22 protein-coding genes are annotated in these 23153 nt (G+C 69.7%); 16 read left to right on the top strand and 6 right to left on the bottom strand.

Annotation, left to right across the window (positions count from 1 at the left end):
* Positions 1–463 precede the first annotated feature (463 nt).
* A complete protein-coding gene (locus AB0J16_RS27060) occupies positions 464–1681 on the top strand; it encodes a hypothetical protein (RefSeq protein WP_358544465.1) in 1218 nt (405 codons plus the stop codon).
* A 2-nt stretch (positions 1682–1683) separates the two neighbouring features.
* Here AB0J16_RS27060 and AB0J16_RS27055 read toward each other — a convergent pair whose 3' ends face one another.
* Entirely contained in the window at positions 1684–2703 is a 1020-nt protein-coding gene (locus tag AB0J16_RS27055) for a DUF5937 family protein (RefSeq protein WP_358544464.1), read from the bottom strand.
* A 57-nt stretch (positions 2704–2760) separates the two neighbouring features.
* Here AB0J16_RS27055 and AB0J16_RS27050 point away from each other — a divergent pair, with 57 nt between their 5' ends.
* Together AB0J16_RS27050 and AB0J16_RS27045 are read left to right on the top strand one after the other, a co-directional pair.
* Positions 2761–3984 carry an MFS transporter gene (locus tag AB0J16_RS27050; RefSeq protein ID WP_358544462.1) on the top strand — a complete coding sequence of 408 codons (1224 nt, stop codon included), beginning with the start codon at positions 2761–2763 and terminating at the stop codon, positions 3982–3984.
* Positions 3985–4060: 76 nt separating this feature from the next.
* The gene (locus AB0J16_RS27045) at positions 4061–4663 is read left to right on the top strand and encodes a GNAT family N-acetyltransferase (protein WP_358544461.1); all 603 of its coding nucleotides are present in this window, start codon (positions 4061–4063) and stop codon (positions 4661–4663) included.
* A gap of 101 nt (positions 4664–4764) precedes the next feature.
* Here AB0J16_RS27045 and AB0J16_RS27040 read toward each other — a convergent pair whose 3' ends face one another.
* Positions 4765–5616 carry an alpha/beta hydrolase gene (locus AB0J16_RS27040; protein ID WP_358544460.1) on the bottom strand — a complete coding sequence of 284 codons (852 nt, stop codon included), beginning with the start codon at positions 5614–5616 and terminating at the stop codon, positions 4765–4767.
* Between AB0J16_RS27040 and AB0J16_RS27035 the strand changes: the two genes are divergently transcribed.
* Positions 5500–5805: a cupin domain-containing protein gene (locus tag AB0J16_RS27035; protein WP_358544459.1), complete on the top strand. Its 306-nt coding sequence runs from the start codon at positions 5500–5502 to the stop codon at positions 5803–5805. The genes AB0J16_RS27040 and AB0J16_RS27035 overlap by 117 nt on opposite strands.
* The gene (locus tag AB0J16_RS27030) at positions 5805–6284 is read left to right on the top strand and encodes an AraC family transcriptional regulator (RefSeq protein WP_358544458.1); all 480 of its coding nucleotides are present in this window, start codon (positions 5805–5807) and stop codon (positions 6282–6284) included. The genes AB0J16_RS27035 and AB0J16_RS27030 overlap by 1 nt, the downstream gene beginning before the upstream one ends.
* A gap of 54 nt (positions 6285–6338) precedes the next feature.
* Here the strand turns inward: AB0J16_RS27030 and AB0J16_RS27025 are convergent, their stop codons facing one another.
* Entirely contained in the window at positions 6339–7070 is a 732-nt protein-coding gene (locus tag AB0J16_RS27025) for a hypothetical protein (protein ID WP_358544456.1), read from the bottom strand.
* Positions 7071–7376: 306 nt separating this feature from the next.
* On the opposite strand from AB0J16_RS27025, the gene AB0J16_RS27020 reads away from it, so the two are divergent.
* The 7 genes from AB0J16_RS27020 to AB0J16_RS26990 are packed head-to-tail and all read left to right on the top strand — an operon-like array spanning position 7377 to position 14899.
* Positions 7377–8552: an ROK family transcriptional regulator gene (locus tag AB0J16_RS27020; protein ID WP_358544477.1), complete on the top strand. Its 1176-nt coding sequence runs from the start codon at positions 7377–7379 to the stop codon at positions 8550–8552.
* On the top strand, positions 8549–9337 hold the full coding sequence (locus AB0J16_RS27015; protein ID WP_358544455.1) for an ABC transporter permease: 789 nt from the start codon (positions 8549–8551) through the stop codon (positions 9335–9337). The genes AB0J16_RS27020 and AB0J16_RS27015 overlap by 4 nt, the downstream gene beginning before the upstream one ends.
* Positions 9334–10119: an ABC transporter ATP-binding protein gene (locus AB0J16_RS27010; protein ID WP_358544453.1), complete on the top strand. Its 786-nt coding sequence runs from the start codon at positions 9334–9336 to the stop codon at positions 10117–10119. Before AB0J16_RS27015 ends, AB0J16_RS27010 begins: the two co-directional genes overlap by 4 nt.
* Entirely contained in the window at positions 10116–11087 is a 972-nt protein-coding gene (locus AB0J16_RS27005) for an aliphatic sulfonate ABC transporter substrate-binding protein (protein ID WP_358544452.1), read from the top strand. Before AB0J16_RS27010 ends, AB0J16_RS27005 begins: the two co-directional genes overlap by 4 nt.
* Positions 11084–12553 (top strand): sulfatase-like hydrolase/transferase, encoded by a 1470-nt coding sequence (locus AB0J16_RS27000; RefSeq protein ID WP_358544450.1) that lies wholly within the window; start codon positions 11084–11086, stop codon positions 12551–12553. The genes AB0J16_RS27005 and AB0J16_RS27000 overlap by 4 nt, the downstream gene beginning before the upstream one ends.
* Positions 12550–13980, top strand: coding sequence for a sulfatase (locus AB0J16_RS26995; protein ID WP_358544449.1), 1431 nt, complete (start codon positions 12550–12552; stop codon positions 13978–13980). Before AB0J16_RS27000 ends, AB0J16_RS26995 begins: the two co-directional genes overlap by 4 nt.
* 1 nt (position 13981) lies before the next feature.
* Positions 13982–14899 carry a formylglycine-generating enzyme family protein gene (locus tag AB0J16_RS26990; protein WP_358544448.1) on the top strand — a complete coding sequence of 306 codons (918 nt, stop codon included), beginning with the start codon at positions 13982–13984 and terminating at the stop codon, positions 14897–14899.
* A gap of 17 nt (positions 14900–14916) precedes the next feature.
* Here AB0J16_RS26990 and AB0J16_RS26985 read toward each other — a convergent pair whose 3' ends face one another.
* Complete coding sequence (locus AB0J16_RS26985) at positions 14917–16281, bottom strand: sulfatase-like hydrolase/transferase (RefSeq protein WP_358544446.1); 1365 nt, start codon at positions 16279–16281, stop codon at positions 14917–14919.
* 50 nt (positions 16282–16331) lie between these two features.
* Complete coding sequence (locus AB0J16_RS26980) at positions 16332–17333, bottom strand: LacI family DNA-binding transcriptional regulator (protein ID WP_358544444.1); 1002 nt, start codon at positions 17331–17333, stop codon at positions 16332–16334.
* 180 nt (positions 17334–17513) lie between these two features.
* Here AB0J16_RS26980 and AB0J16_RS26975 point away from each other — a divergent pair, with 180 nt between their 5' ends.
* The 3 genes from AB0J16_RS26975 (at position 17514) to AB0J16_RS26965 (ending at position 19528) form a co-directional block, all read left to right on the top strand.
* Positions 17514–18113 (top strand): DUF5994 family protein, encoded by a 600-nt coding sequence (locus AB0J16_RS26975; protein WP_358544442.1) that lies wholly within the window; start codon positions 17514–17516, stop codon positions 18111–18113.
* A 51-nt stretch (positions 18114–18164) separates the two neighbouring features.
* Positions 18165–18947, top strand: a complete 783-nt coding sequence (locus AB0J16_RS26970) for a GAF and ANTAR domain-containing protein (RefSeq protein ID WP_358544440.1) — start codon at positions 18165–18167, stop codon at positions 18945–18947.
* Positions 18948–19168: 221 nt separating this feature from the next.
* Entirely contained in the window at positions 19169–19528 is a 360-nt protein-coding gene (locus AB0J16_RS26965; protein WP_358544439.1) for a hypothetical protein, read from the top strand.
* A 40-nt stretch (positions 19529–19568) separates the two neighbouring features.
* On the opposite strand, the gene AB0J16_RS26960 is transcribed toward AB0J16_RS26965, so the two are convergent.
* Positions 19569–20840, bottom strand: a complete 1272-nt coding sequence (locus AB0J16_RS26960; protein WP_358544437.1) for an alpha/beta hydrolase-fold protein — start codon at positions 20838–20840, stop codon at positions 19569–19571.
* A 224-nt stretch (positions 20841–21064) separates the two neighbouring features.
* On the opposite strand from AB0J16_RS26960, the gene AB0J16_RS26955 reads away from it, so the two are divergent.
* Positions 21065–23104 carry a M14 family zinc carboxypeptidase gene (locus AB0J16_RS26955; protein ID WP_358544436.1) on the top strand — a complete coding sequence of 680 codons (2040 nt, stop codon included), beginning with the start codon at positions 21065–21067 and terminating at the stop codon, positions 23102–23104.
* Positions 23105–23153 lie beyond the last annotated feature (49 nt).

Here is a 23153-nt window from a genome sequence, read left to right as displayed (position 1 = left end):
CGATAGCCGGGCCGCCTGGCTGACCCACCGCTGAAAACACGCAGGTGGCCCAAGTCAGTACGCGACCCAACCACCCTCACGAAACATCGAGGCTAACACGTCGCATCTCTGACGTCGGTGACGAGTCATCCTAGATAAGAAGTGCCAGCGACCTGTGGACGGACATGGAGTTCCGCTCGTGGTGGGAACCGTTGGCGGACCGCCCCTGCTGACCCCGCCAATACGTCAGGAACGCTCAGCCCCCAGCAGAGTCAGCGATCTGGTCCGCGCTACGTTCGTTCTCGTCCATTTCGAACACCGGTAGATCAGCTGAAATTCAGCAAGAAAACGTCATTGGCCAAATGCCTATCGATAATGGACGCGCCAGTGAGGTACCCCCTAGGACCCCTATGGTTTCTCCAGGGCCCCCTATGCATTCCCTAGGCCATGGGCGCCGCTGACCGGCGATGGTACGAAATCGTTCGTGACCAAGCGAAAAATATTATCCCTGAAATCCAGCAGAATTCTCGGCGCGGTCGCGCTCATCGCGGGTCTGACGACCGCGAGCCTGGCGACCGCGACCCCGGCGGGCGCGACACTCGCGCCGGTCTGGGACCAGCTGTCCTTTCCCTATGGATATGTCGAATCCGAGAAGCAACTCAAGGAACTCAACGATGTCGCCGCGCTGAGCGGCACCCAAGCTTGGGCTGTGGGGCAGGTGCGGATGGAGGGCTGGCCGTACCCGCCGCCGGGTGTGGTCTGCCCCGACCTGTTCCGCTGGAACGGTCAGACCTGGGTGAACGACCGGCCGGATAACAACTGCCGGGGCGCGCTGACCTCGGTGTCGGCCGCCGCGGCGAACGACGTGTGGGCCACCGGTTCGACCATCGCCTACCACTGGAACGGTACGGCCTGGACCCTCACTCCGTACCCGACCGACCAGAACAACCCTTTCTACCTTGATGATGTCGCCGCCGTGGGCGGCACCGCCTTCGCGGTCGGCAGGTCCTACCAGCCGAGCGGTGAGGTTTCCACGGCCGGCGTGATCCGCTGGGACGGCACCGCCTGGCAGAAGATGAGCCTCCCGCCGCTCGCGGGCAACACCGACCTGAGCGCGGTGCATGCTCTGGCACCGGACGACGTCTGGGCGGTCGGCACCACCAACCGCTACGGGCCGAGCACCGACGCGCACACCCTAGTGCTGCACTGGGACGGCCGCACCTGGACCCGGCTGCCGGATCCGCCGAAGGAAGCGCTGGTCGAGACCGCCCTGGACGCGGTGTTCGCGCGGTCCGGCGAGGTGTGGGCGGCCGGTCAGCGGACCACCTACGAGGCCAACGGCATTTCGGTCAAGAAGCGCGAGGCGTTCGCCATGCGTTGGAACGGTAGCGCGTGGACGGTGACGCCGACGCCAGCGATCACCGGCTGGTACGGATCCTCCATCACCTCGCTGGCCTGGAACGGCACCGAGGTGTGGGCCGGAGGCAGCGGGCAGGACGACGACACCGCGCGCAGCGTCGGTGTGCTGCTGCGCTGGAACGGCACCGCCTGGCAGCAGGCACCGAAACCGCCGCTGCTCGACGACTACCGGATCAAGCAACTCGGCGCTGTGCCGGGCGGCGGCCTGTGGGCCACCGGCTTAGGCACCCGGGAGACCGACGAGCACGCCAAGGGCCAGTTCCTGGCCCGGGTCACCGGCTGAACCTACTGGCGGGGGCCGGGGTGGGCAGCGTCTTCTGCTTCGCGGTCGACACCGGCGGCCCGAAGTGCTGATCCGGTGACGAGGGCGTCGCCGAGTTCCGAGCGTAGATACAGGACCGAGCGGCCGTGGCGGGCGCTGGCGAGGAGGCCGGCGGCACGGAGGGTGCGCAGGTGCTGGTTGACGGCCGAAGGGGTGACGCCCAGGCGGCCGGAGAGTTCGGTCGATGAGGCGGGGGTCTCGAGCATGGTGAGCAGCCCTGCGCGGGTGGCGCCCAGCAGGTCGGTGAGCACCCCTGGGGAGTGACGGGGCTCCGGTTGCCATAGCGTGCCGACGCCCCGAGTGCCGTACATGATCAAAGGGGGCTCGGACGGGGAGATGGGGACGGTGGCGGCCCGGCTGAAGAGGGTCGGGACCAGGGTGAGGCCCTCGCCGCTGGTGGAGCGCCGGTAGCGGTTGTCGCTGATCAGTCGCATGCGTACGACGCCGTCCTTCAGCTGAACGCGCTCGCTGAGGTCGGCGAACATCGCGGCCAGGCCGTGGGCCGAGATGACCTGGCCGCGGTGGACCACGTCGGCCTGCAGGACCGCGCGCATCCTGGGCCACCAGGGGGCGAAGCAGGTACGCCAGTAGTCCCGCAGCGCGTCCAGGATGCGGGCCGACGGGTCGCCGCGCAGCGGCTCGGGGAGCCGGGGGTGGATGGCGCGCAGGTCGTCGAGCACCCGGTCCACCGGGACGCGGGCGACTGTGGCGAGTTCGTCGTCGATGCGGGTGAGCGGGGCGTGGGGGCGGGGTGACAGGTAGTCCGGTGTCGACATGTCGTCGTTGGTGAGCGCTTTCAGCAGGGGTACGTCCAGCGTGGATCGGGCCTGCTCCGTGCGGCGCAGCCAGGGCAGGTGCACGGGATAGCGCCCAGGGTCGCGGAAGGTGCGTAACGACAACGTGAGCTCGTTGAGCGGCGAGATGGCGAAGCGGACGTCGGCCACGTCCATCCCCGCGAGCTCGTACTCGATCAGCCCGGCCATGAAGCCATACGCTACATCAATTGGTGACAAAGGCCCTATCGCGGGATAAAGGCCCCCGTGATCCAGACCTTCTTCCCTCAGGACCGCGTCGCCCGCTCGCTGACCGTCAGCACGATGGCGTTCGCGCTCTCCAGTGGCGTCTTCTACACCGTCAGCACGCTGTACTTCACGCTCGTCATCGGGCTCAGCGCGACGACGGTGGGTCTCGGGCTGGGCATCGCGGGCGGCACCGGGGTGCTGGCCTCGTACGCGGGAGGGTGGCTGGCCGACCGGGTCGGCGCGCACCGCGTCCAGACGGTGGCGACGGGGCTCAACGGGGTCGCGCTGCTCGCCTACACGTTCGCCTCCGACGCCGTCGTGTTCGCCCTGATCGCCTGCTTGGCCGTGATCACGCGTTCGGTGGGCTCCTCGGCGAAGCAGGCGATGCTGGCGCGGTGGTACACCGGCCCGGAGCGGGTCGAGGTCCGGGCCCGGATGCGCGTGGTCACGAACGTCTTCATCGGCCTGGGCACGGTGTCCGCCGCGGCGGCGCTCCTGATCGGCACCGCGTCGGCGTACCGTGTGGCGATGATCGTCGCCGGCGTCCTGCTGCTGGCGGCCACCGTGCCGCTGGCCGGGCTCGGGCGTCAGGTGCCAGAGCTCACCGCCAGGATGACCGCCGTCAGGGCGCGCACCGCGTCCACCGGGCCTTCGCCGCTCAGGGACCGTACGTACATCGCGAGCGTGGCGTGCAACACCGTGGTGGCCACGCAGTTCGGCCTGCTGACCGTCGGCATGCCGCTCTGGGTGGCCACCACCGACGCGCCCACCGCCATCGTCTCCGTGCTACTCGTCCTCAACACCGTGGTCGTGGCCGCACTCCAGGTGCGCGCCTCGCGCGGCACCGACGACGTGCGCAAGGCCGGGCGCACGGTCAGGCGCGCGTCGTGGCTGCTCGCGATGGCATGCGGTCTGTACGCCCTGGCCGGCTACGGAAACGTGATCGTCGCCTGCGTCCTGTTCGTCCTGGCCGCGTTCGCCCACACCATGGGTGAGATCCTGGGCGAGGCAGGTGGCTGGGGCATGGCCTTCGAACTGGCCGACCAGCGCAGCGCCGGCGCCTACCAAGGCCTCAGTCAGACCGGCTACGCGGTCGCCGCCATGTTCTCCCCGATCCTCGCCACCACCGCCGTCGAACACGGCACCGCGGGCTGGGTCGGCCTGGCCGCGCTCTTCGTCCTGGCCGGCACGGGCGCCGCCACGGTGGCCCGGCACGCAGCCATGATGATCCCCGCCGCCTAGTGCTGTGACCGCATAGGTTCGCCGGGTCGGTGGTCGCTTCATCAGCCTGGGAGCGAGCCGTGCAGGTGCCTTCTGCGTGGCGGTGTCACCCAAAGAAAAGGAATTGCCTCGGACACATAGCTTAGGTTGGCTGGACCGCATGGCTGAACTGCGTACCGATCGCCTCACCCTGCGTCGATGGCGCGACTCTGACCTTGAACCGTGGGCGGCGATGAACGCCGATCCCGAGGTCCGGCAGCACCTGGGCGACCTGCTGACCCGCGAACAGAGTGATGCTTCCGTGGCTCGGTTCCAGGCCGAGTTCGATCAGCGAGGCTACGGGTGGTGGGCGGTTGAGGTGCGGACTACCGGTGAGTTCATCGGCTTCGCGGGCTTGGATCAGGTGGACGACGGCATGCCGTTCACCGGAGTGGAGATCGGCTGGCGGCTCGCCCGCTCGGCCTGGGGTCAGGGCTACGCTACCGAGGCCGCACTGACAGTCCTGGCCCACGGCTTCGACACCCTTGAACTTCCCGAGATCCTCGCTGTGACAACGGCCACCAACCTCCGCTCCCAGGCGGTGATGCGCCGGATCGGCATGACCCGGGACCCGGCAGACGACTTCGACGACCCCACCGTGCCCGAAGGGCCGCTGCGTCCGAACGTGCTGTACCGCATCGCCCGTAGCGCGAGGTCCTGACGTTTTCCGCTGCGGCGCTTGGTCAGGCTGCGGTCGCAAGGGGGCTGCCGGAGCGGGCGTCTGAGTACCTGTCAGGCCTCACAGAGATCGTAGGAAAGCGATCAATGCCGCGTTGACCTGCTCGGGTTGCTCCTGCTGGATCCAGTGGCCGCAACCCGGCAGCACGATCGCCTCACGCAGATCAGGCACCGCGGCCGTCCGGCGATCAGTGCCGCGGCGCCCTGTCCCATGCCGCCCAGGTCTTGATCGCCGGTGATGTAGAGGGCGGGCTGCTGGACGACGGCGTCGTGCCAGGGGTTGGTGAGGGCCCAGTTGCGGTCGTAGTTGCGGAACCAGTTCAGGGCGGCGGTGAAACCGGTGCGTTCGAAGTCGGTGGCGCAGGTGTTGATATGTTCCTCGGTGAGCCAGCCAGGCAGTTTGGCCGGCTCGGGCCAGATGTCGAGCAGCCGGCCGCCGTCGGGGATGACAGGGTTCCACGGGTAGCCGTCGGCGGAGGCGCCGTACAGGGCGCAACGTACGGTCGCGCGTGGGTCACGAGCGAGTTCCTCGTCGGCGACGTCTGGCTCCTGAACGTAGACGGAGTAATAGTTGTCACCGGCGCTCGCTCGGAGTGTGCCCATCGGCGGACGGTCGGGACGCGGCTGGTAGGGAGCGCTCAAGGACGCGACCGCGCGCACCCTGTCAGGCCGCATCAGGGCGGCATTCCACGCGACCGACCCGCCCCAGTCATGCCCGACCAGCACGGCATGGTTCTCGCCGAGTTCGTCGATGAGGCGGATCACGTCGCCCACGGTGTGCAGGATCGTGAGCGATGCATCCGATTGATACGCTCGCGTATGAACGTGATCGACATGTTGCCGCCAACGCGGGCGGGCGAGGTGCGAACGGTCACACTGACCGCCGCCGCTCCCTGGGGCGTTCGGCGGGCGCCGGTTTCTTCCATGGGCCTTCACCTGGTGACGCAGGGTGACTGCTGGCTGCGCGTACCGGGAGAGCAGCCGCTGCGGCTGGCGAGCGGTGACTTCGTGCTCCTGCCGGACGGCGCCGGGCATGCCCTGTCCAGCCATCCGCGGGGCCCTCTCATCCTCGACACGGACCTGCTCGGCGGCTGGCGGGCCTGTCGGGCACCTTGCGGCTGCTGATGACCGAGACCGCCCAAGACCTACCGGGCTCGCGCACCATCGTCGACCGGCTCGCCGACATCCTGTGGGTCCAGGCTGTGCGGCTCTGGCTGCCCTCTGGCAGCGCGGCCTCCTCGGACAAACCGTGGAGTGACCTCGCGGTCACCGCGGCGGTCCACGCCATGCACGAGGATCTCGCCCAGTCATGGACGCTGGAGGACCTGGCACGCCTGTCGGGGCTGTCGCGAGCATCGCTCATGCGGCGGTTCGCCCGTGTGATGGGTGAACCGCCGCTGGGCTACCTGCGACGGCGGCGCATGGAACTGGCCGCACGCCGGCTGCGGGAGGGCGGGGAGCCGCTGGCCGCCATCGCCAGGCAGGTCGGCTACACCTCGGAGTTCGCATTCTCCCGGGCGTTCTCCCGAACCTTCGGCGTGGCGCCCGGCCGGTACCGTACGTCGGCCTCGCCCGATCTTCCTGACCGTGAAGGGGCTCGGTGACGATAAGCTCCCCTGAACCGGCCGAACGTCGCCGACGTGCTTGTGAAGCAGCGATCAATCGGCCCGGTCGTCGGGGTCGGACCTCGTTCCCGTGTCGAACCTCGCCGTCACGGGCGCCGCGCTCCAGTCGCTCACCTCATCGCCCCTGTCGACGCGCAGCAGCCGCGCCTGCATGGCTTCCATCAACAGGTCGGCGCCGGGCAGGAACTCCGGGCCGTTGACGAAGTGCATGACGGCCCCGACGACGTCCTGTCTGTCGTCCTCGTCGAGGTCCTCGGCGTCGAACGGCCTCCAGCCCGTCGCGGTGGCCGCCGCGAGCAGGCGAGCCGGGTCGTGGACGTGCATCTCCAGCAGGCTGATCGTGCGTACGACCGGCCCGGGGAAGGCGTCGAGGCGGGCATCACCCGGCGTGCGGCTCTCAAGGTCGCCACCGAGGCCGGCCGAGTCGCCGCGGCCCCGCCGCAGGGACTCCCACGTGGCGGCCAGCTCGGGGGCGTCGGCCCAGGTCCCGTTCACGACATCGGCCAGCGTACGACGGAAGGAGGCGGCGGGCGCGTCGGGCAGAGCCGCCGCGATCCGCTCCGACTCGGCGCGGGCGGCGGGGCCCAGGCCGTTCTCCAGCACCGAGGAGAGAAGGTAGGCGGCGTGCTGAGCGAGGGCGGGATCGGTGCAGGTCAGTACGGCATGCAGGGTCGCGGGCTGGCGGGAGCGCTCGACGAGGGCGTACACCCTGCTCTTGGCGCGGGTGTGCTCGCAGTGGAAGGCGCGAGGGACGGCAGAGGTCACGATCGGGTTCTCCATCGACGTGAGGTACGTGGAAAACCGCTGGTGGGCGTGGTACGGCCACGCCCCCTGACGGAGAAGTCCTGCCCGCTGGTGCTGCTGGTACGGCCAGCTGCCCGGTTCGGTGTTCGCATGATACCGCTTGGGTGTTGTTTCGGGTGACTATGCATCACCATCGCGGCCAAGGGCCGCTACCGGGGGAGAAAGGGCTGGTCAGACGGTTTCGTCGGTCCCGCGACAGATTTCCGGATTCTTTCTGCCGGAAGGTTGACGGAAAAAATGGACAAACCATAAGTTTCCAGCGTGTCAATGCCCCCTGGAGCGCACGCACTCGTCCGCCGGTCCCACGAGGAACGAGTGCTGCGCCTGCTACGCCAGCATGGCGCGCAGAGCCGCAGCGAGATCGCGACGCGCGTCGGTCTGTCGCGCACCACGGTCTCCGAGATCACCAGTGACCTGATCGGCCGCGGCGCGATCCAGGTCGTCGACACCGACGCCGTCGAGCGCGTCGGCAGCGGCCGGCCGGCCGAGCGGCTCGCGCTGGACCCGGGTTCGGGGCAGTACATGGGCGTCGACTTCGGCCACCGGCGGGTGAACGTCCTGGTGGCCGACGCGGCGCACGACATCATCGCGTCCGGCACCTCGCGCTACGAGGAATCGGCGCAGTGGCCCGAGCGGGTCGAGGCCGGGCTGGCGCTGATCGACCGGATCAGCGCCGACACCGGTGTCCACTACGGCGCACTCCAGGCCATCGGGATCGGCGTGCCGGGCTGGGGCGACCGCTCGCGCGCCGACGGGGTGGCGGAGCTGTTCGCCGAGCGTTTCCACACCGCCGTGATCGTCGACAACAACGTGCGCTTCGCGGGGCTGGCCGAGGCGCTGCACGCCCAGTCGGACTCCGTACGCGACCTCATCTACCTGCGCCTGTCCGACGGCGTCGGTGGCGGGCTCGTGGTGGGCGGCCAGCTCGTACGAGGCTCCAAGGGCTACGCCGGAGAGCTCGGCCATGTGACCGTCGTGCCCGGTGGCGCGCAGTGCCGGTGCGGCAAGCGCGGCTGCGTGGAGACCGTGGCGTCGGTCCCGGCTATCCTTGGGCGCTGCCGCGAGCTGGGCCTGCCGATGCGGACGCTCGACGACCTGCGGGCCGCTGTGGAGATCGCGCACCCGGTCGTCGACCAGGTGCTGCGCGCGGCGGGCGCGGCGGTCGGCCGGGTGCTCGGCACCGCCGCGATGACGCTCAACCCCAGCGAGATCGTGCTGGCCGGCGAGATCGTCACGATCGCGCCCACGCTGGTGCAGCAGGTCGCGGCCACGGTCACGTACGAACTGTCGTGGCTGACCGACGCGGCGCCGGTGATCCGCGCCGCCCTGCTGGCGGACGACGGTGGCGCGCTCGGGGCCATCGCGGCCCTGTTCCACGAGTCCCCGCTGCTGGCCGGATACGAAGCGAACGTCACAACGGACGGAGGCCAAAGGTGGCCGTGATCACTACGGAAGCGGCGGCGGCCACGAAGGTCCGCCCCCGCAAGAGCCGTACCCTGCTGATGCTCAACATCGGCTCAGTGGTGGCCGGGCTGGCGATCTGGTGGGGGCTGTCCCTGGCCGGGTTGCAGTTCCCGACCCCGGGCGAGGTCGTCGCCGCCGCCTGGCGGATGCTCCTGGACGGCACGCTCATCACCGACATCGGCGCCTCGCTCGGGCGGGTGCTGGCCGGGTTCGCCCTCGGCTCGGTCGCGGCGGTCCTGATCGGCTTCCTCATGGGCTGGTACACGGTCGCGCGCGGCCTGTTCGAGCCGTGGATCCAGTTCTTCAGGACCGTCCCGCCGCTGGCGATGCTGCCGCTGGTGCTGGTCCTGATGGGCATCGGCGAGAGCCCGAAGATCTTCGTCATCTTCCTGGCGGCGTTCCTGGCCTGCGTCATCTCGACCTACCAGGGCGTGGTGAACGTGGACCGGACCCTCGTCAACGCCGCGCGGGTCCTCGGCGCGGGGGACGGGACGATCTTCGCCCGGGTCGTGGTGCCGGCCTCGACGCCGTTCATCCTCGTCGGGATGCGCGTCGGGCTCGGCTCGGCCTGGGGCACCCTCGTGGCCGCCGAGCTGCTGGCCGCGCAGGCGGGGCTCGGGCACCGGATGCAGAACGCGCAGCTCTACTACGACCTGCCGACGATCTTCGTCGGCATCATCACGATCGGGATCCTCGGCCTGATCATGGACCGGCTGCTCATGCTGGCCGGCAACAAGCTGACGGCCTGGCAGGAGAGCCGATGACCACCCCCAAGATCTCCGTACGCGACATCGAGAAGATCTACCCCGTCGGCAAGGAGGACTTCGTCGCCCTCGGCGGCGTCTCGCTCGACATCGCCGACAACGAGTTCGTGACCGTCGTCGGGCCCTCCGGCTGCGGCAAGAGCACGCTTCTCAACATCCTCGCCGGGCTGGAGCAGCCCACCGGCGGCACCGCGCTCGTCGACGGCAAGCCGGTCTCCGGCCCCGGTCCCGAACGCGGGGTGATCTTCCAGCAGTACGCGCTGTTCCCGTGGCTGACCGTCCGCGAGAACGTCGAGTTCGGCCTGCGTACCGCCAAGGTGCCCAAGGACGAGCGGCGCCGGCGGGCCGAGCACTTCATCGGCCTGGTCGGCTTGGAGCGGTTCGCGGACGCGCTGCCCAAGACGCTGTCCGGCGGCATGAAGCAGCGCTGCGCCATCGCCCGCGCGTACGCGGTGAACCCGTCGATCCTGCTCATGGACGAGCCCTTCGGCGCGCTGGACGCGCTGACCCGGGTGCGGCTGCAGGAGCAGCTCCTGGAGACGTGGAGCCAGGAGCGGCGGACGGTCATGTTCATCACCCATGACGTGGACGAGGCGGTGTTCCTCGCCAACCGGGTGATCGTCATGGCCGCGCGGCCCGGCCGCATCGCCGACGTCATCGACGTCGACCTCCCCTATCCACGTGACGAGGACATGCGCCTGAGCCCCGAGTTCGGGAACCTGCGCAACCGCGTCTGGCATTCGGTGTACCACCAGCGGCAAGTCAAGGAGCCCGCGCAATGAGAAAGACAACCATCGCCGCTGCCGCCGTCATGCTGGCGCTCGGCACGGCCGCCTGCTCGTCGGGCGATGCCGGCACCCAGGTCAACTTCGGCTACATCGGCGACTTCAACGGCGCCAGCCTGCTCGCCGTCGCCGACCAGCAGGGCCTGTGGAAGAAGCACGGCGTCGACGCGAAGACCAGCGTCTTCACCAACGGCCCGCTGCAGATTCAGGCGCTGGGCACCGGTGACCTCGATTTCGGCTACATCGGGCCGGGCGCCATGTGGCTGCCGGCCACCGGCAAGGCCAAGGTCGTCGCGATGAACACGCTCGGCAACGCCGACCGCGTCATCGCCCAGGCCGGTACGGGCTCGATGGCCGACCTGAAGGGCAAGACGATCGGCGTGCCCGAGGGCACCTCCGGCGACATGATCCTCACGCTCGCCCTGAAGAAGGCCGGGCTGGCGAAGACCGACGTCAAGATCGTCCCGATGGACGCGGCGACGATCGTCTCGGCGTTCACCTCCAAGCAGATCGACGCGGCCGGCTTCTGGTATCCGGCCATCGCCACGATCAAGAAGGCCGTGCCGGACCTGGTCGAGCTGGCCAAGAACGAGGACTTCGCCGACACGGTGTCCTTCCCGACCGCGTTCGTGGCCGGCAACGACGTCGTCGCCAAGGACCAGGGCAAGACCCAGAAGGTCATCGCCGTGCTCCGCGACGCGATCCAGTACCGCAGCGAGCACCTCGACGAGACCATCGCCGCGACCGCCAAGATGCTCAACCAGCCGGCCGAGCAGGTGAAGGCCGACGCGGCCAACTCCAAGGTGCTGTCGCTGTCCGAGCTGGACGGCTACACCAAGGACGGCACGATCGACAAGTGGCTGACCGGCATGAACGACTACTTCGTCGGCGCGGGCAAGCTCACCGGCGCCGTCGCCCCCAAGACCTACTACACCGCCGACCTGTTCACGGGCGCCGCCAAGTGAACATCCTGTTCCTGATGACCGACCAGCACCGGGTCGACACCCTCGGCGCGTACGGCAACCGCCTGGCCGCCACCCCCGTCCTCGACGAGCTGGCCAGGACCGGAACCCGGTTCGACCGCTGGTACACCCCCACCGCGATCTGCACGCCCGCGCGGGCGAGCCTGCTCACCGGGCAGGCGCCGTTCCGGCACAAGCTGCTGGCCAACCACGAGCGCAACGTCGGCTACATGGAGGACCTGCCCGACGGGCAGTACTCCTTCTCCGAGGCGCTGCGCGCGGCCGGGTACAACTGCGGGCTCATCGGCAAGTGGCACGTCGGGCACCACCGGCGGGCGGCCGACTTCGGCTTCGACGGGCCGGACCTGCCGGGGTGGCACAACCCCGTGGACCATCCCGACTATCTGGACTACCTGGCGGCCAACGACCTGCCGCCGTACGAGATCCACGACCACATCCGAGGGACGCTGCCCAACGGCGGGCCGGGCAACCTGCTCGCCGCGCGGCTGCGCCAGCCGGTCGAGGCGACGTTCGAGCACTATCTGGCGACGCGGACGATCGAGATGCTGGAGCGGTACGCGGCCGACGAGCGGCCGTTCTTCCTGCAGCTCAACTTCTTCGGGCCGCACCTGCCGTACATCGTGCCGGACGAGTACTTCGACATGTTCGACCCCGAGCTGGTCGAGCTGCCCAAGTCGATCGCCGAGACCTTCGCCGGCAAGCCCGCGGTGCAGGCCAACTACAGCGCGCACTGGACGTTCGACACCATGCCGCTGGAGGTGACGCGCAAGCTCATCGCCGTCTACTGGGGGTACGTCGCGCTCATCGACGCCCAGATCGGCCGGGTCATGGACGCCATGCGGCGCCTCGGGCTGGTCGACGACACAGCCGTGTTCTTCACCTGCGACCACGGTGAGTTCACCGGCGCACACCGGCTGCACGACAAGGGCCCGGCGATGTACGAGGACATCTACCGCACGCCCGGCCTGCTCCGCGTCCCGGGGCAGGAGCCCGGAGTCGTCCGGTCGGAATTCGTCAGCCTGCTGGACTGCACGGCGACCATCCTCGAACTGGCCGGGATCGATCCCGCTCCCGCCGTCGACTCGCGCAGCCTCGTGCCGCTCGCCTCCGCCGACGAGGTGGCCTGGGAGCAGGACATCGTCTGCGAGTTCCACGGGCACCACTTCCCGTACCCGCAGCGGATGATCCGGACCGACCGCTACAAGCTGGTCGTCAACCCGGACTCGACGAACGAGCTGTACGACCTGTTCACCGACCCGGACGAGCTGCTCAACGTCTACGCGCATCCCGAGATGGAGGCGGTGCGCGGCCGGCTGATGCGGCGATTGTACCAGGTGCTGCGGGATCGGGGTGACAACTTCTACCACTGGATGACGTCGATGTACGACGTCGGCGACGTCTCCTACGACCCGACGATGAGCGGGCTGGACGAGGCGACCTACCGGTGAGACGGCCCAACATCGTCATGATCCTCACCGACGACCACGCCTCGCACGCCGTCGGCGCGTACGGGTCGGTCGTCAACCGGACGCCGCGCATCGACGAGATCGCGGCGTCCGGGGCCCGGTTCGACAACTGCTTCGCGACCAACGCGCTCTGCTCGCCGAGCCGGGCCAGCATCCTGACCGGCACGTATTCGCACGTCAACGGCGTCTCGACGCTCGTGACGCCCATTGACGCCGCCCAGCCGACGTTCGTGAGCCTGCTGCGGGACGCCGGGTACCGGACGGCCATCGTCGGCAAATGGCACATGGGGGACGGCCCCGGTCATGATCCGCAGGGGTTCGACTACTGGGACGTGCTGATCGAGCAGGGGGAGTACTTCGATCCGCGGTTCCTCTCGGAGGAGGGACTGCGGACCGTCCCCGGTTATGCCACCGATCTCATCACCGACCTGGCGCTGTCGTGGGCCGACGGGCTCGACGGTGACGATCCGTGGTGCCTGCTGATTTACCACAAGGCGCCGCACCGCCCGTGGGAGCCCGACGAGAAGCACGCCGGGATGTACACCGAGCCCATCCCGGTGCCGGCGACGTTCACCGACGATCACGCGACGCGCTCGTCCTCGGCGCGGCGGGCGGCGATGCGGATCGCCGAGCACCTGAACGCCGAGGACCTCAAGCAGGATCCGCCCGAGGGGCTGTCCTACGAGGAGCTGGCGCTGTGGAAGTACCAGCGCTACATGGAGGACTACCTGGCCGTCGTCGCCTCGGTCGACGACAACGTGGGCCGGGTGGTCGACTGGCTCCGGGCCCGTGGCGACTTCGATGACACGCTGTTGATGTACTGTTCCGACCAGGGCTTCTTCCTGGGCGATCACGGCTGGTTCGACAAGCGCTTCATGTACGAGGAGTCGCTGCGGATGCCGCTGGTCCTGAGCTATCCAAGGCGCGTACCGGCTGGTCAGGTACACCCCGGTATCGTGACGAACGTGGATTTCGCGCAGACCGTGTTGGACGTGGCCGGGGTGGCGCACCATCCCCGTATGCAGGGGCGCAGCTTCCTGGCGGACCTGACCGGCGAACCCGGCCCTGCTCCCGCCGAGGGGATGTACTACCGCTACTGGGAGCACGACGACGTCTTCCACAAGGCGCCGGCGCATTATGGGTACCGGACGGCCCGCTACAAGATCATCTACTTCTACAACGACGGCATGGGACTGCCCGGCACCGGCGCGTTCACCTACAGCGGGGAATGGGAGCTCTACGACCTGGAGGCCGACCCCGCGGAGCTGCGCAACGTCTACTTCGAGCCGGACTATCTCGCGGTCCGCGAGGAGATGAAGGCCCGCATGTGGCAGGCGCAGGCGGCACTCGGCGACGAGCCACACCCCAGCCAGCCGCTCCCCGGCCAGCCGCTCCCCGGCGGGATGTGACATGTCGGGCAGCTGCTGCACACCCGCGACGCCGGCCACACCCCTGGAGCCGACCCGGTTCGCGGCACAGGGGACGCACGCGATCGAGCAGGTGGACCTGCCCGGCGGCGAGTTCCGGATGGGCGACGCGACCGGCGACGGCAACCGGGGCGACGGCGAGACGCCCGTCCATCCGGTGGTCCTGGCGCCGTTCTCGATCGACGCGACCTGCGTGACGACGGCCGACTTCGCCGCCTTCGCGGAGGCGACCGGCTACCGGACGGAGGCCGAGGAGTACGGCTTCTCCGCCGTCTTCCACCTGGCCCTGAGCGCCCGCCCGGAAGACGTGATGAACCCCGTCCCGGGCACCCCCTGGTGGGTCGGCGTCCACGGCGCCGACTGGCGGCACCCCGGCGGCGCCCTGTCGTCTGCTGAGGCCGACCACCCCGTGGTCCACGTGAGCTGGAACGACGCCCTCGCCTACTGCTCGTGGGCCGGCCGGCGCCTGCCCACCGAGGCCGAATGGGAGTACGCCTCCCGTGGCGGCCTCGACGGCGCCCGCTACCCGTGGGGCGACGATCTGCACGAGGAGGAGTGGCGGGTGAACATCTGGCAGGGCGTCTTCCCCACCCGGAACACGCTGGCCGACGGCTACCTGACCACGGCTCCGGTCCGTACGTTCGAGCCGAACGCGTACGGGCTCTGGCAGACGGTCGGCAACGTCTGGGAGTGGTGTTCGGACTGGTACGCCCCCGACTACTACGCCTACTCCCCGTCAGCCGATCCGCGCGGCCCGGCCCGTGGCACGACCCGGGTGCTGCGCGGCGGCTCCTTCCTGTGCCACGACTCCTACTGCAACCGCTACCGCAACGCGGCGCGGTCCTCGAACACGCCCGACTCCTCGATGGCCAACGCCGGCTTCCGCACCGTAGCGCTATAAGAGCGCCGACCGTGGCGCTATGAGATCGCCGGCTGGTGGCCGAACCTGACCGGTTCCGGGCCGCGCAGCCGGACGGCCGGGTCGGTCAGCGCCTGGTCCCGGGCCTCGACCTCGACGGCCGGCTCGATGACCGGCTCGGACTCGCCAGCCGCCACGATCCGCCGCAGCAGCCGCGCGCGCAGCCCGGCCGCCACCTCCAGATGGGACCGGTGCCCCGCCAGGTTGACCAGCTCGTGCGGGTCGCTGTCCAGGTCGTACAGGGCCTGCTCGCGGTAGTGGGCGGAGGCGGGGCTGGCCACCGGGTCGGCGCCCTCGGCGACGGCGTAGTACTTCCACCGCGAGGTACGGATGCCGCGCCCCACCTCCGATTCGCTCACCTGGAAGAACACCTCGTCCGGCCAGGGGGCGCGGGCGTCGCTGAGCAGCGGCAGGAACGAGCGGCCCTGCATGTTCTCCGGTACGGGCAGCCCGGTTGCGTCCAGCAGCGTGGGTGGCAGGTCGATGACGCTGACCGGCCGGGAGATCGCGCCGCCCCCGTCGAACCCCGGCCCGCGCACGGCCAGTGGCACCCGCAGCGACGCGTCGTGGCAGGACCGCTTGTACTCGCCGTTGCGGGTCTTGAAGTGATTGCCGTGGTCGGAGGTGTAGGCGACGATCGTGTCGTCGAGCAGGTCCATGCTCCGCAGCGCGTCGAGCAGCCGGCCCAGCCCCTCGTCCAGGCGCTTGACCTGGCCCAGGTAGCCGCCCAGGTGCCGGGCGGCCGTGCCGCCCAGCGCGGTCAGGTCCGGCGGCGTCCAGCGGCCCTGGTAGCGCTCCTCGTAGCCGTCGGGGGCCGGGTAGTTGTCCACCTCGTTCTGGTGGTGCGGCTCCAGGAAGGACAGGAAGAGGAAGAACGGCTCGTCGTGGTGGTCGGCGACGAACCGGACGGCCGCGTCTACCAGCGCGTCGGAGCGGTAACCGGGCAGGAAGACGGGGTCGTTCGCCTCGTCGTACACGATCGTGCGGTAGGCGTCGGAGGTGTGCTCCAGCGCGTTGGCCGCCAGCCACGATCCGTAGCCGCCGCGCAGCTCCTCGGGCACCGGCTCGGTCGCGGCCAGGTGCCACTTGCCGATGTAGCCGGTGGCGTATCCGGCCGCGCCGAAGTGGTGCGCCAGCGTGCGCTCCTCGGTGGGCAGGGCGCGGCCGTTGCGGTAGACCCCGGTCGTGGTCGGATAGCGGCCCGTCTGCAGGGCCGCGCGGGCGGGCGCGCACACCGGTTGCGGGGTCAGTGCGACCGTGGCCTGCGCGCCGTGCCGGGCCATCCGGTCCAGGTTCGGGGTGAAGGGGCCCACGGTGTCCCACCGCTGCTGGTCGGTGAAGACGACGATCACGTTCGGGCGCAAGGAAGAGCTCCTGTCGAAGGGCCGTTGGGAGAGGCTGTTGGGAAGGGCTGTCAGGAAGAGCCGCGCCGCAGGAATGTCCAGGGGCGGACCACTTCGCGGGCGGGCAGGGGCCCATCGGCCTGGAGGCGGTCGAAGAGCAGGCGTACGACGTCGGTGTAGTCGTGTCTGAGCGGGCCGACAGTGCTCAACTGCGGGTTGCTGATGAGCCCCTCGTCGATGTTGCCGACCCCGATCACCGCGACGTCGCCCGGCACGCTCAGCCCGATGTCCCTGGCGGCGGAGAGCACGCTGATCGCGGCCCGGTCCGACGCCGCGAAGATCGCGTCGGGCCGGTCGGGGGAGCGCAGGAGCTCGGTGGCGGAGTGGTAGGCCGCCACGCGGTCGTCCGCGCCGGAGACGATGATCAGCCGCTCGATGCCATGCCGGTCGAGGGCCGTCGTGTAGCCCAGCAACCTGCCGGTCGGGTGGTCTCGGTAGAGCTCGTGGCGGTGCGCCATGAAGGCGATACGTGTACGGCCCTCTGCCAGCAGGTGCTCGACCGCCTCGGCACTGACCTCGGTCTCCGGTGTCCGTACGACGTCGCAGCCGTCCGGCACGCTCTCGTTGCGGACCACGACCATCGGCAGACCGCCGGCGGCGATCTCGGCCAGCAGGTCGTGGGTGAGGTGCTCGCCAGCCAGATTGACCAGCGCGCCGTCGGCGATCCCGCTCCGCAGCACGTCGGCCGCGGCCCGCGCGCGAGCCTCGGAGTAGACGGCGAGCGTGATCACGGAGTAGCCGTGTACGTCGGCCATCTCGTGCAGGTCCCTGGCCAGCCGCTCGTCGGTGGGAACCCCGCCGAGCGAGCCCTGAACCAGGCAGACCCGCTGGGTCCGGCGCTTGCGCAGGCTCCTGGCGGCCTGGTCGGGCGTGTAGCCGAGCTGCCTGGCCGCGTCGAGCACCCGCTGTCTCGTCTCGGCGGCGACGGGCCGGTCCCGGTCGCTGAGCACATAGGACACGGTCGCCACCGACACCTGCGCCAGCTCGGCCACCTGTCGCACTGTGGGTCTCATGTGTGCTGATGTTAAACGATTAACATCAGCAGGCTCTACTCTAACCCTCCTGATCGGATCAACCTTCTGTCGTCCGGGGCGCTCTTTACCGGTGAGGTAGAATTGAGGTACCGAGGACATTTCGTGCGTTGACACTCAGGTCGGCGTCGCCCACGGCGATCCGCGATTGTCGGCCTCCTCATGTTGGGCCGGACAGGTCAGGCGACCATGAAGGCGTCAATTCTTACTCATCTCAAGCCGCTGCGCGCTGTCGCTTCCGCGGTTCCCGCCATCGACTCCGAAGTGCGGCTCAGCCTGAATCCCGTGCTCAGCCGGCGATCCGTGGTGGACGGGGCGTGGTGGCCCCACTCCCGCGACGCGGCCGCGGAGCTACCAGGGCTCATCGCCGCCGTCGATCAGCGGCTCGACCAGACCACGTTGCGGGTCGGCGTGCGCAAGGAGACGTGGGACCACATCCCGCGCCGTATCCCGGCACCCGGGCGCCAGATCAAGGTCGGCTGGTTCCGCAACACCGACCCTCAGGTGGTCACGTTGATCCTCGCGGGCGCCGAGCCGATCGTGCTGCTGGTCATCCCACCGGGCACCGCGAGCGGGCCCGCTGCGGCCGCGCTCAAGCTCGGCGCTCAGGACACGACCGGATTGTGGCCGGTCGACCTCCTCACCATCGCCCGCCTGCCCGCCACCCGCGGTGCCCGGCGGGCGGGCCGGAAAGCCTTGGACGGCTGGGAGAACGAGGGTGGGCACATCGCCGACCAGTCGGCCGGCCCGCCGATCGGGTAGCCAGTAGTTCCAACCGGATCGCCGGGTCGGCGGGGGCGTAGGCTGCCGGGTGTGGACCTCCCCCCGCCCCACGGCCCGACGTTGCAGGTCGCCCAGGCGTTCATCACCCTGGCCGACACGCTGGTAACCGGGTTCGACGTGATCGACTTCATGCATGGCCTGGCCGAGCAGTGCGTGCGACTCCTCGGCGTCGACGCCGCCGGGCTGCTGTTCGCCGCCCCCGGCGAGAAGTTGCGGTTGGTGGGCGCCTCCAGTGAGCAGAGCCGGCTGCTGGAGCTGTTCCAGCTCCAGACCGACCAGGGTCCCTGTCTGGACTGTTTCGCCACCGGTCAGTCCGTGCACTGCGCCGACCTGGCCACGGCGGAGCCCATGCGGCGCTGGCCCCGCTTCGCCGAGCAGGCCGGCGTCAACGGGTTTCGCGCGGTCGACGCGCTGCCCATGCGGCTGCGCAACCAGGTGATCGGCGCGATGAACCTGTTTCGCCAGGAGCCCGGCGAAATGCCGGCCCCCACCGTCGCGCTCGCCCAGGCCCTGGCCGACATCGCCACCATCGGGCTGCTACAGGAGCGCACCATCCGCGAAGGCCAGGTTCTGTCCGAGCAGTTGCAGCACGCGCTCAACAGCCGGGCGGTGATCGAACAGGCCAAGGGCATGCTCAGCGAGCGTTACACGCTGCCGATGGAGCAGTCCTTCGTCGTGCTGCGCCGGCACGCTCGCGACCACAACCGCCACCTGACCGAACTCGCGCGTGAGGTGGTCGCCCGTGCCGCCGACCCCGGCCTCATGCCCTTCCCTCCCGCCCCCTCAGCCGAGGACGCTGACCCGACGCCGTGACACCCGGCGAGGCGTCAGCCCGGTAACCGGACGGTGGTTCCGCCCGTGTCGCTGGAGAAGGTGACCGCGTCGCCGAACCGCCGGATCGGGGGTGGGGTACGGGAGCCCCTGAAGTCCCAGGTCGGTGACAGGTGCTGTACGCCGGTAGCATGGGGCCAGGCACCGAGTGTTCCTCCGATGTATCGGGGGACGTCAGCCACATCCTGAGAGCGGGACGCAAGATGAGTAGTCCTCGCACATCCGAAGACCTGACCACGATGGAGTCCGCCCCGGCCACCGAGGCCGACGAGCGGGCCGAGCACGCGGCCAACGCGCAGTGGCTCAAGGACAACCCGGCTTCGATGCCGCAGGTGGCCGCGGGCCGCTGGGCCGTGTACAACCGCGCCGGTCACCTGCGCGGCCACCTCGTCGGCGATGGCCCGACCCGCGAGACCCGCTTCAAAGCGATCAGCGCCGACAAAGCGGACAACGACCGTATGCCCGCCGGCAGCGCGCGCTTCGGCATCACCTTGCACGACGCCGGGGCACATCTCCTCGACGGGGGCACGCACGGCGGCCTCGCCGAGGCGACGGGCAACTGAGCGCCGCTCAGGCACCGGCGCACCGTGCGAGGCCGCTCGGTCACGCGTTGGGGCAGTAGGCCGGGGCCGTGCCGTAGGCGTACTGGAGGAAGTCGGCCAGGTCGTCAGGCCAGGAGTTCCAGTCGTGGCCGCCGGTGCCGTAGCAGTAGCGGTGGTTCACTCCCAGACTGGTCAGCGTCTTGTCGAAGTCGCTCGCGTACGAGCCGAGGATGGTCTCGTCGACCGACAAGGCGTCATCATGGGCCTTACTGTCGTAGGCGCACGTCTTCGGCGCTGGATGGTGGCCGTCGGCGTACTGGGGATTGCCGGGAGCGCCCGGCAACTCCTTGCAGCCGCCCGCGTACAGGCCGAACCGGCCGCTGTAGGGCGCGTACTTGCCCTGTGTCACCAGCTCGGCCGGGTTGACGGACGGCCAGTCGTCGACCGTTTTGCCGTTGAAGACGGTGCTCGTGTACGGCCCGAACAGGCTCTCCAGCCGGTAGCGCCGCTGCTTGTCCTGGTCGAGCACCAGGACGCCGTTCTCGTATTTGTTGACCCGGAACGCCCCCCAGTCCGTCAGTGGCATGATCGCCGCGCCGGACGCCCACATGGAGTCGGAGATCGTCCGCTGGGCGGGCATGCCCCGCAGGTCGATGCCCGGGGAGAAGGCGCCGATGACGGAGAACACGTCGGGGTGCGCGGCGGCGTACTTGAGCGTGCCGAAGCCGCCCATCGACAGCCCGGCCAGCCCGCGCCCGGACCGGTCGGCGATGGTGTTGAAGTTGGCGTCGATCCAGGGGATGAGCTGGGAGATATGGTACGTCTCCCACTTGGGCGCGAAATATCCGTCAGTGCGGCCGACCCAGTCGCTGTACCAGCCGGTCATCCCCCCGGTCGGCATCACCACGATGCCGTCATAGGCCCCCGCCTGCTCCACCAGGGAGACCAGATCGGTCTTCGTCGTCCACTCGTCGTAGTTGTCCCCGCCGCCGTTGAGCAGGTAGAGCGAGCGGTAACGGGTGCTTCTGGCCGGGTCGTAGTCCTTGGGCAGGTAGATCCGTACGGTGATCGGCCGGGCCAGTGGGTCGATCGCCGGAGTGCCGCCGGACGCCTGGAAGATCGCCGTGGAGGTCATGGTGATGTCCCGCAGTTCGGACCCGTTGCCCTGGAGGTGCCGGTCCACGCTCACGCAGGTGATCCCGTAGCCGTCGGGGTGGGGCAGGGTCGTCGAGCAGGTCTGCGCCCGCGCCACGCCGGCCGGGACCACGACCGCTCCGGCGATCATCAGCAGTCCGGTCAACGCGCGCGATAACCACCGTGGGGAACTTCGCATCGCTTCCTCCTCCAAGTGAGAAACCGGGCATCAAGCTACAAAGCGGTGCCAATTTCCGCGTCAACCGCCGGGTGGAGAAAGCGGTCAACCTTCACCCTGCGGGCCGGGGCCGCGTACAACTCCTGCGGTAGGTCGCCTGGCGTATTGCGGCTTTCGAGTGGGTCTTGCCAGTTTTGTCATGTCGGCTTTCACTGATCTCCATACCGGTGATCCAGGAGGAGTCGATGCGTGGCTTACGGGCGTCCGCAGTCGTTCTGGCGATCGTTCTTCTCACGACGTTCCTGACCTCGGGGCAATCCGTCCCGGCGGTCGCCGGGCCGTCCGACCCGGAGCCGGCCTCTCTGGTCACGCTCTCCGTGCCGGACCAGGCCACGATGGAGCGGCTGACGGCCTCGGGGGCGGACCTCACCGAGCGGGTACGGCCGCAGGCGGACGGCAGCGTCCAGGTCGACGCGGTCGTCACGCCGAGCGAGCTGACGGCGCTCGCCGCGCTCGGCGCGACCCTGGCGCCCGGCACGCCGCCCAGCTCCCGGGCGACGCCGAAGGGCGCCGCCGTGCCGGATCAGCTGGTCATCGAGCGGGCGGTGTGGTTCAAGAGCCGCGACGGCTACTTCCTGTCGGTCGAGGCGTCCAGCAGCGCGGGGGCGGCGGCCACGCTCAGCGTGAGCTGGACGGGCAAGGGCGGTTCGGGCGGTCAGGTGCCGATGGTGCCGTACGTCGACGCGGGCGCCTACCTGGGCCACCAGCTCAGCACCCCCGTGCCGGCGGAGAACCGGCCGCAGTGGATCACCGTCACGTCGGCGGCCGGTGGCAAGGCGGACGCGCGGGTCCAGGAGTGGCCGGACGGGGAGCGGCCCGACCGCCAGGGTCCCGGCTACGAGAAGGACTTCGTCAGCCAGTACATGCCACCGACCCAGCTCAACGAGCGGGTCAAGGCGCTGCACCGGCGCTTCCCCAAGCTCACCGACATCATCACGCTGCCGAACCCGACCAACGGCTACCGGCGCAACGCCCAGGCCCTGATCGGAACCCCGCCCGGCGCCGCCGTCGTGGTCACCTCGAACGCCTACGGCTCCGAGGGCGGCAACGACCTGGCCATCGAGCTCGTCACCCCCGGAGCGCCCGACCGGCAGTTGCGGGTGACGGTGAACGGCAAGCAGATCACCGTCAGCCTGGCCACCGACGGCTCCGGCACGCCCACCAGCACCGCGGCCCAGGTGGTCGCGGCGATCAACGCGACGCCGGGCATCGCCGTCAAGGCCACGACCTACCGCACCGACGCGGGACAGGGCGTCATGGCGCCCGCCCCGCTCACCCAGCTGAGCGACTTCCTCAAGGCACCGGCCGACGTCCCCCGCGCGCCGTGGCGGGTGCTGGCCCTGCGCGTCGGCGTACACCGGGACGGCTCGCGCACCGGAGTGCTGGCCTACGCGCAGGAACACGCCAGGGAATGGGTGGGGCCGCTGGTCACCATCGAGGCGGCCGAGCGACTGCTGCGCAACTACCCGCGCGACGCGGCGACACGGGAACTGCTGAAGCGCACCGACATCTTCATCGTGCCCACGGTCAACCCCGACGGCGCGAACTACAGCTTCTACGACTTCAACTCCCAGCGTAAGAACATGACCAACCACTGCCCCGCGCAGCAGTCCGACCCGGCGCTCCGCAACACCTGGGGAGTGGACGTCAACCGCAACTACGCCGTGGGCTCGCTGTCGGACGGGTACTTCGGCGCCTCGGCCAGTTGCCAGAGCGGTACGTACGCCGGGCCCGCCGAGCATTCCGAGCCCGAGAGCCGCAACGTCATGTGGCTGGCGCAGCGGTATCGCAACATCAAGTTCGCGATGAACGTCCACAGCTACGGCGGCTACTTCATGTGGCCGCCGGGCGCCTACAAACTCGACGGCCGCGTCACCCTGCCCCGGCCCACGCCCCGGCAGGAGGCGTACTTCCTGCGTTCGGCCCGCACCATCGAGCAGGCCATCGCCGCCGAACGCGGCACGGTCACCTGGCCCCAGCAGACCGGGCCGGTGACCGACGTGCTCTATTCGGCGGCGGGCAACTCCGCGGACGAGCTCTGGTACGACCACGGCGTCTTCGGCTGGGACTTCGAGGTCGGCAGCGACCTGTGGAACCCCACGACCCGGATGTGGGAGGGAGTGGGGTTCCAGCCGCCGTTCAGCGAGGGGCACGCGGAGGCGATGGAGTTCGCCTCCGGCCTCATCTCGCTGATCGGGGTTGCCGCCGACTATCGCGAGCCGTGACGAGCACGTCTCGCCGGCCCGGCCGCAGCGGCGGCCGGGCGTGCCGGAG

The organism is Nonomuraea sp. NPDC049750 (assembly GCF_040659625.1).
Lineage (GTDB): Bacteria > Actinomycetota > Actinomycetes > Streptosporangiales > Streptosporangiaceae > Nonomuraea.
This window is presented reverse-complemented; position numbering and strand designations above follow the sequence as displayed.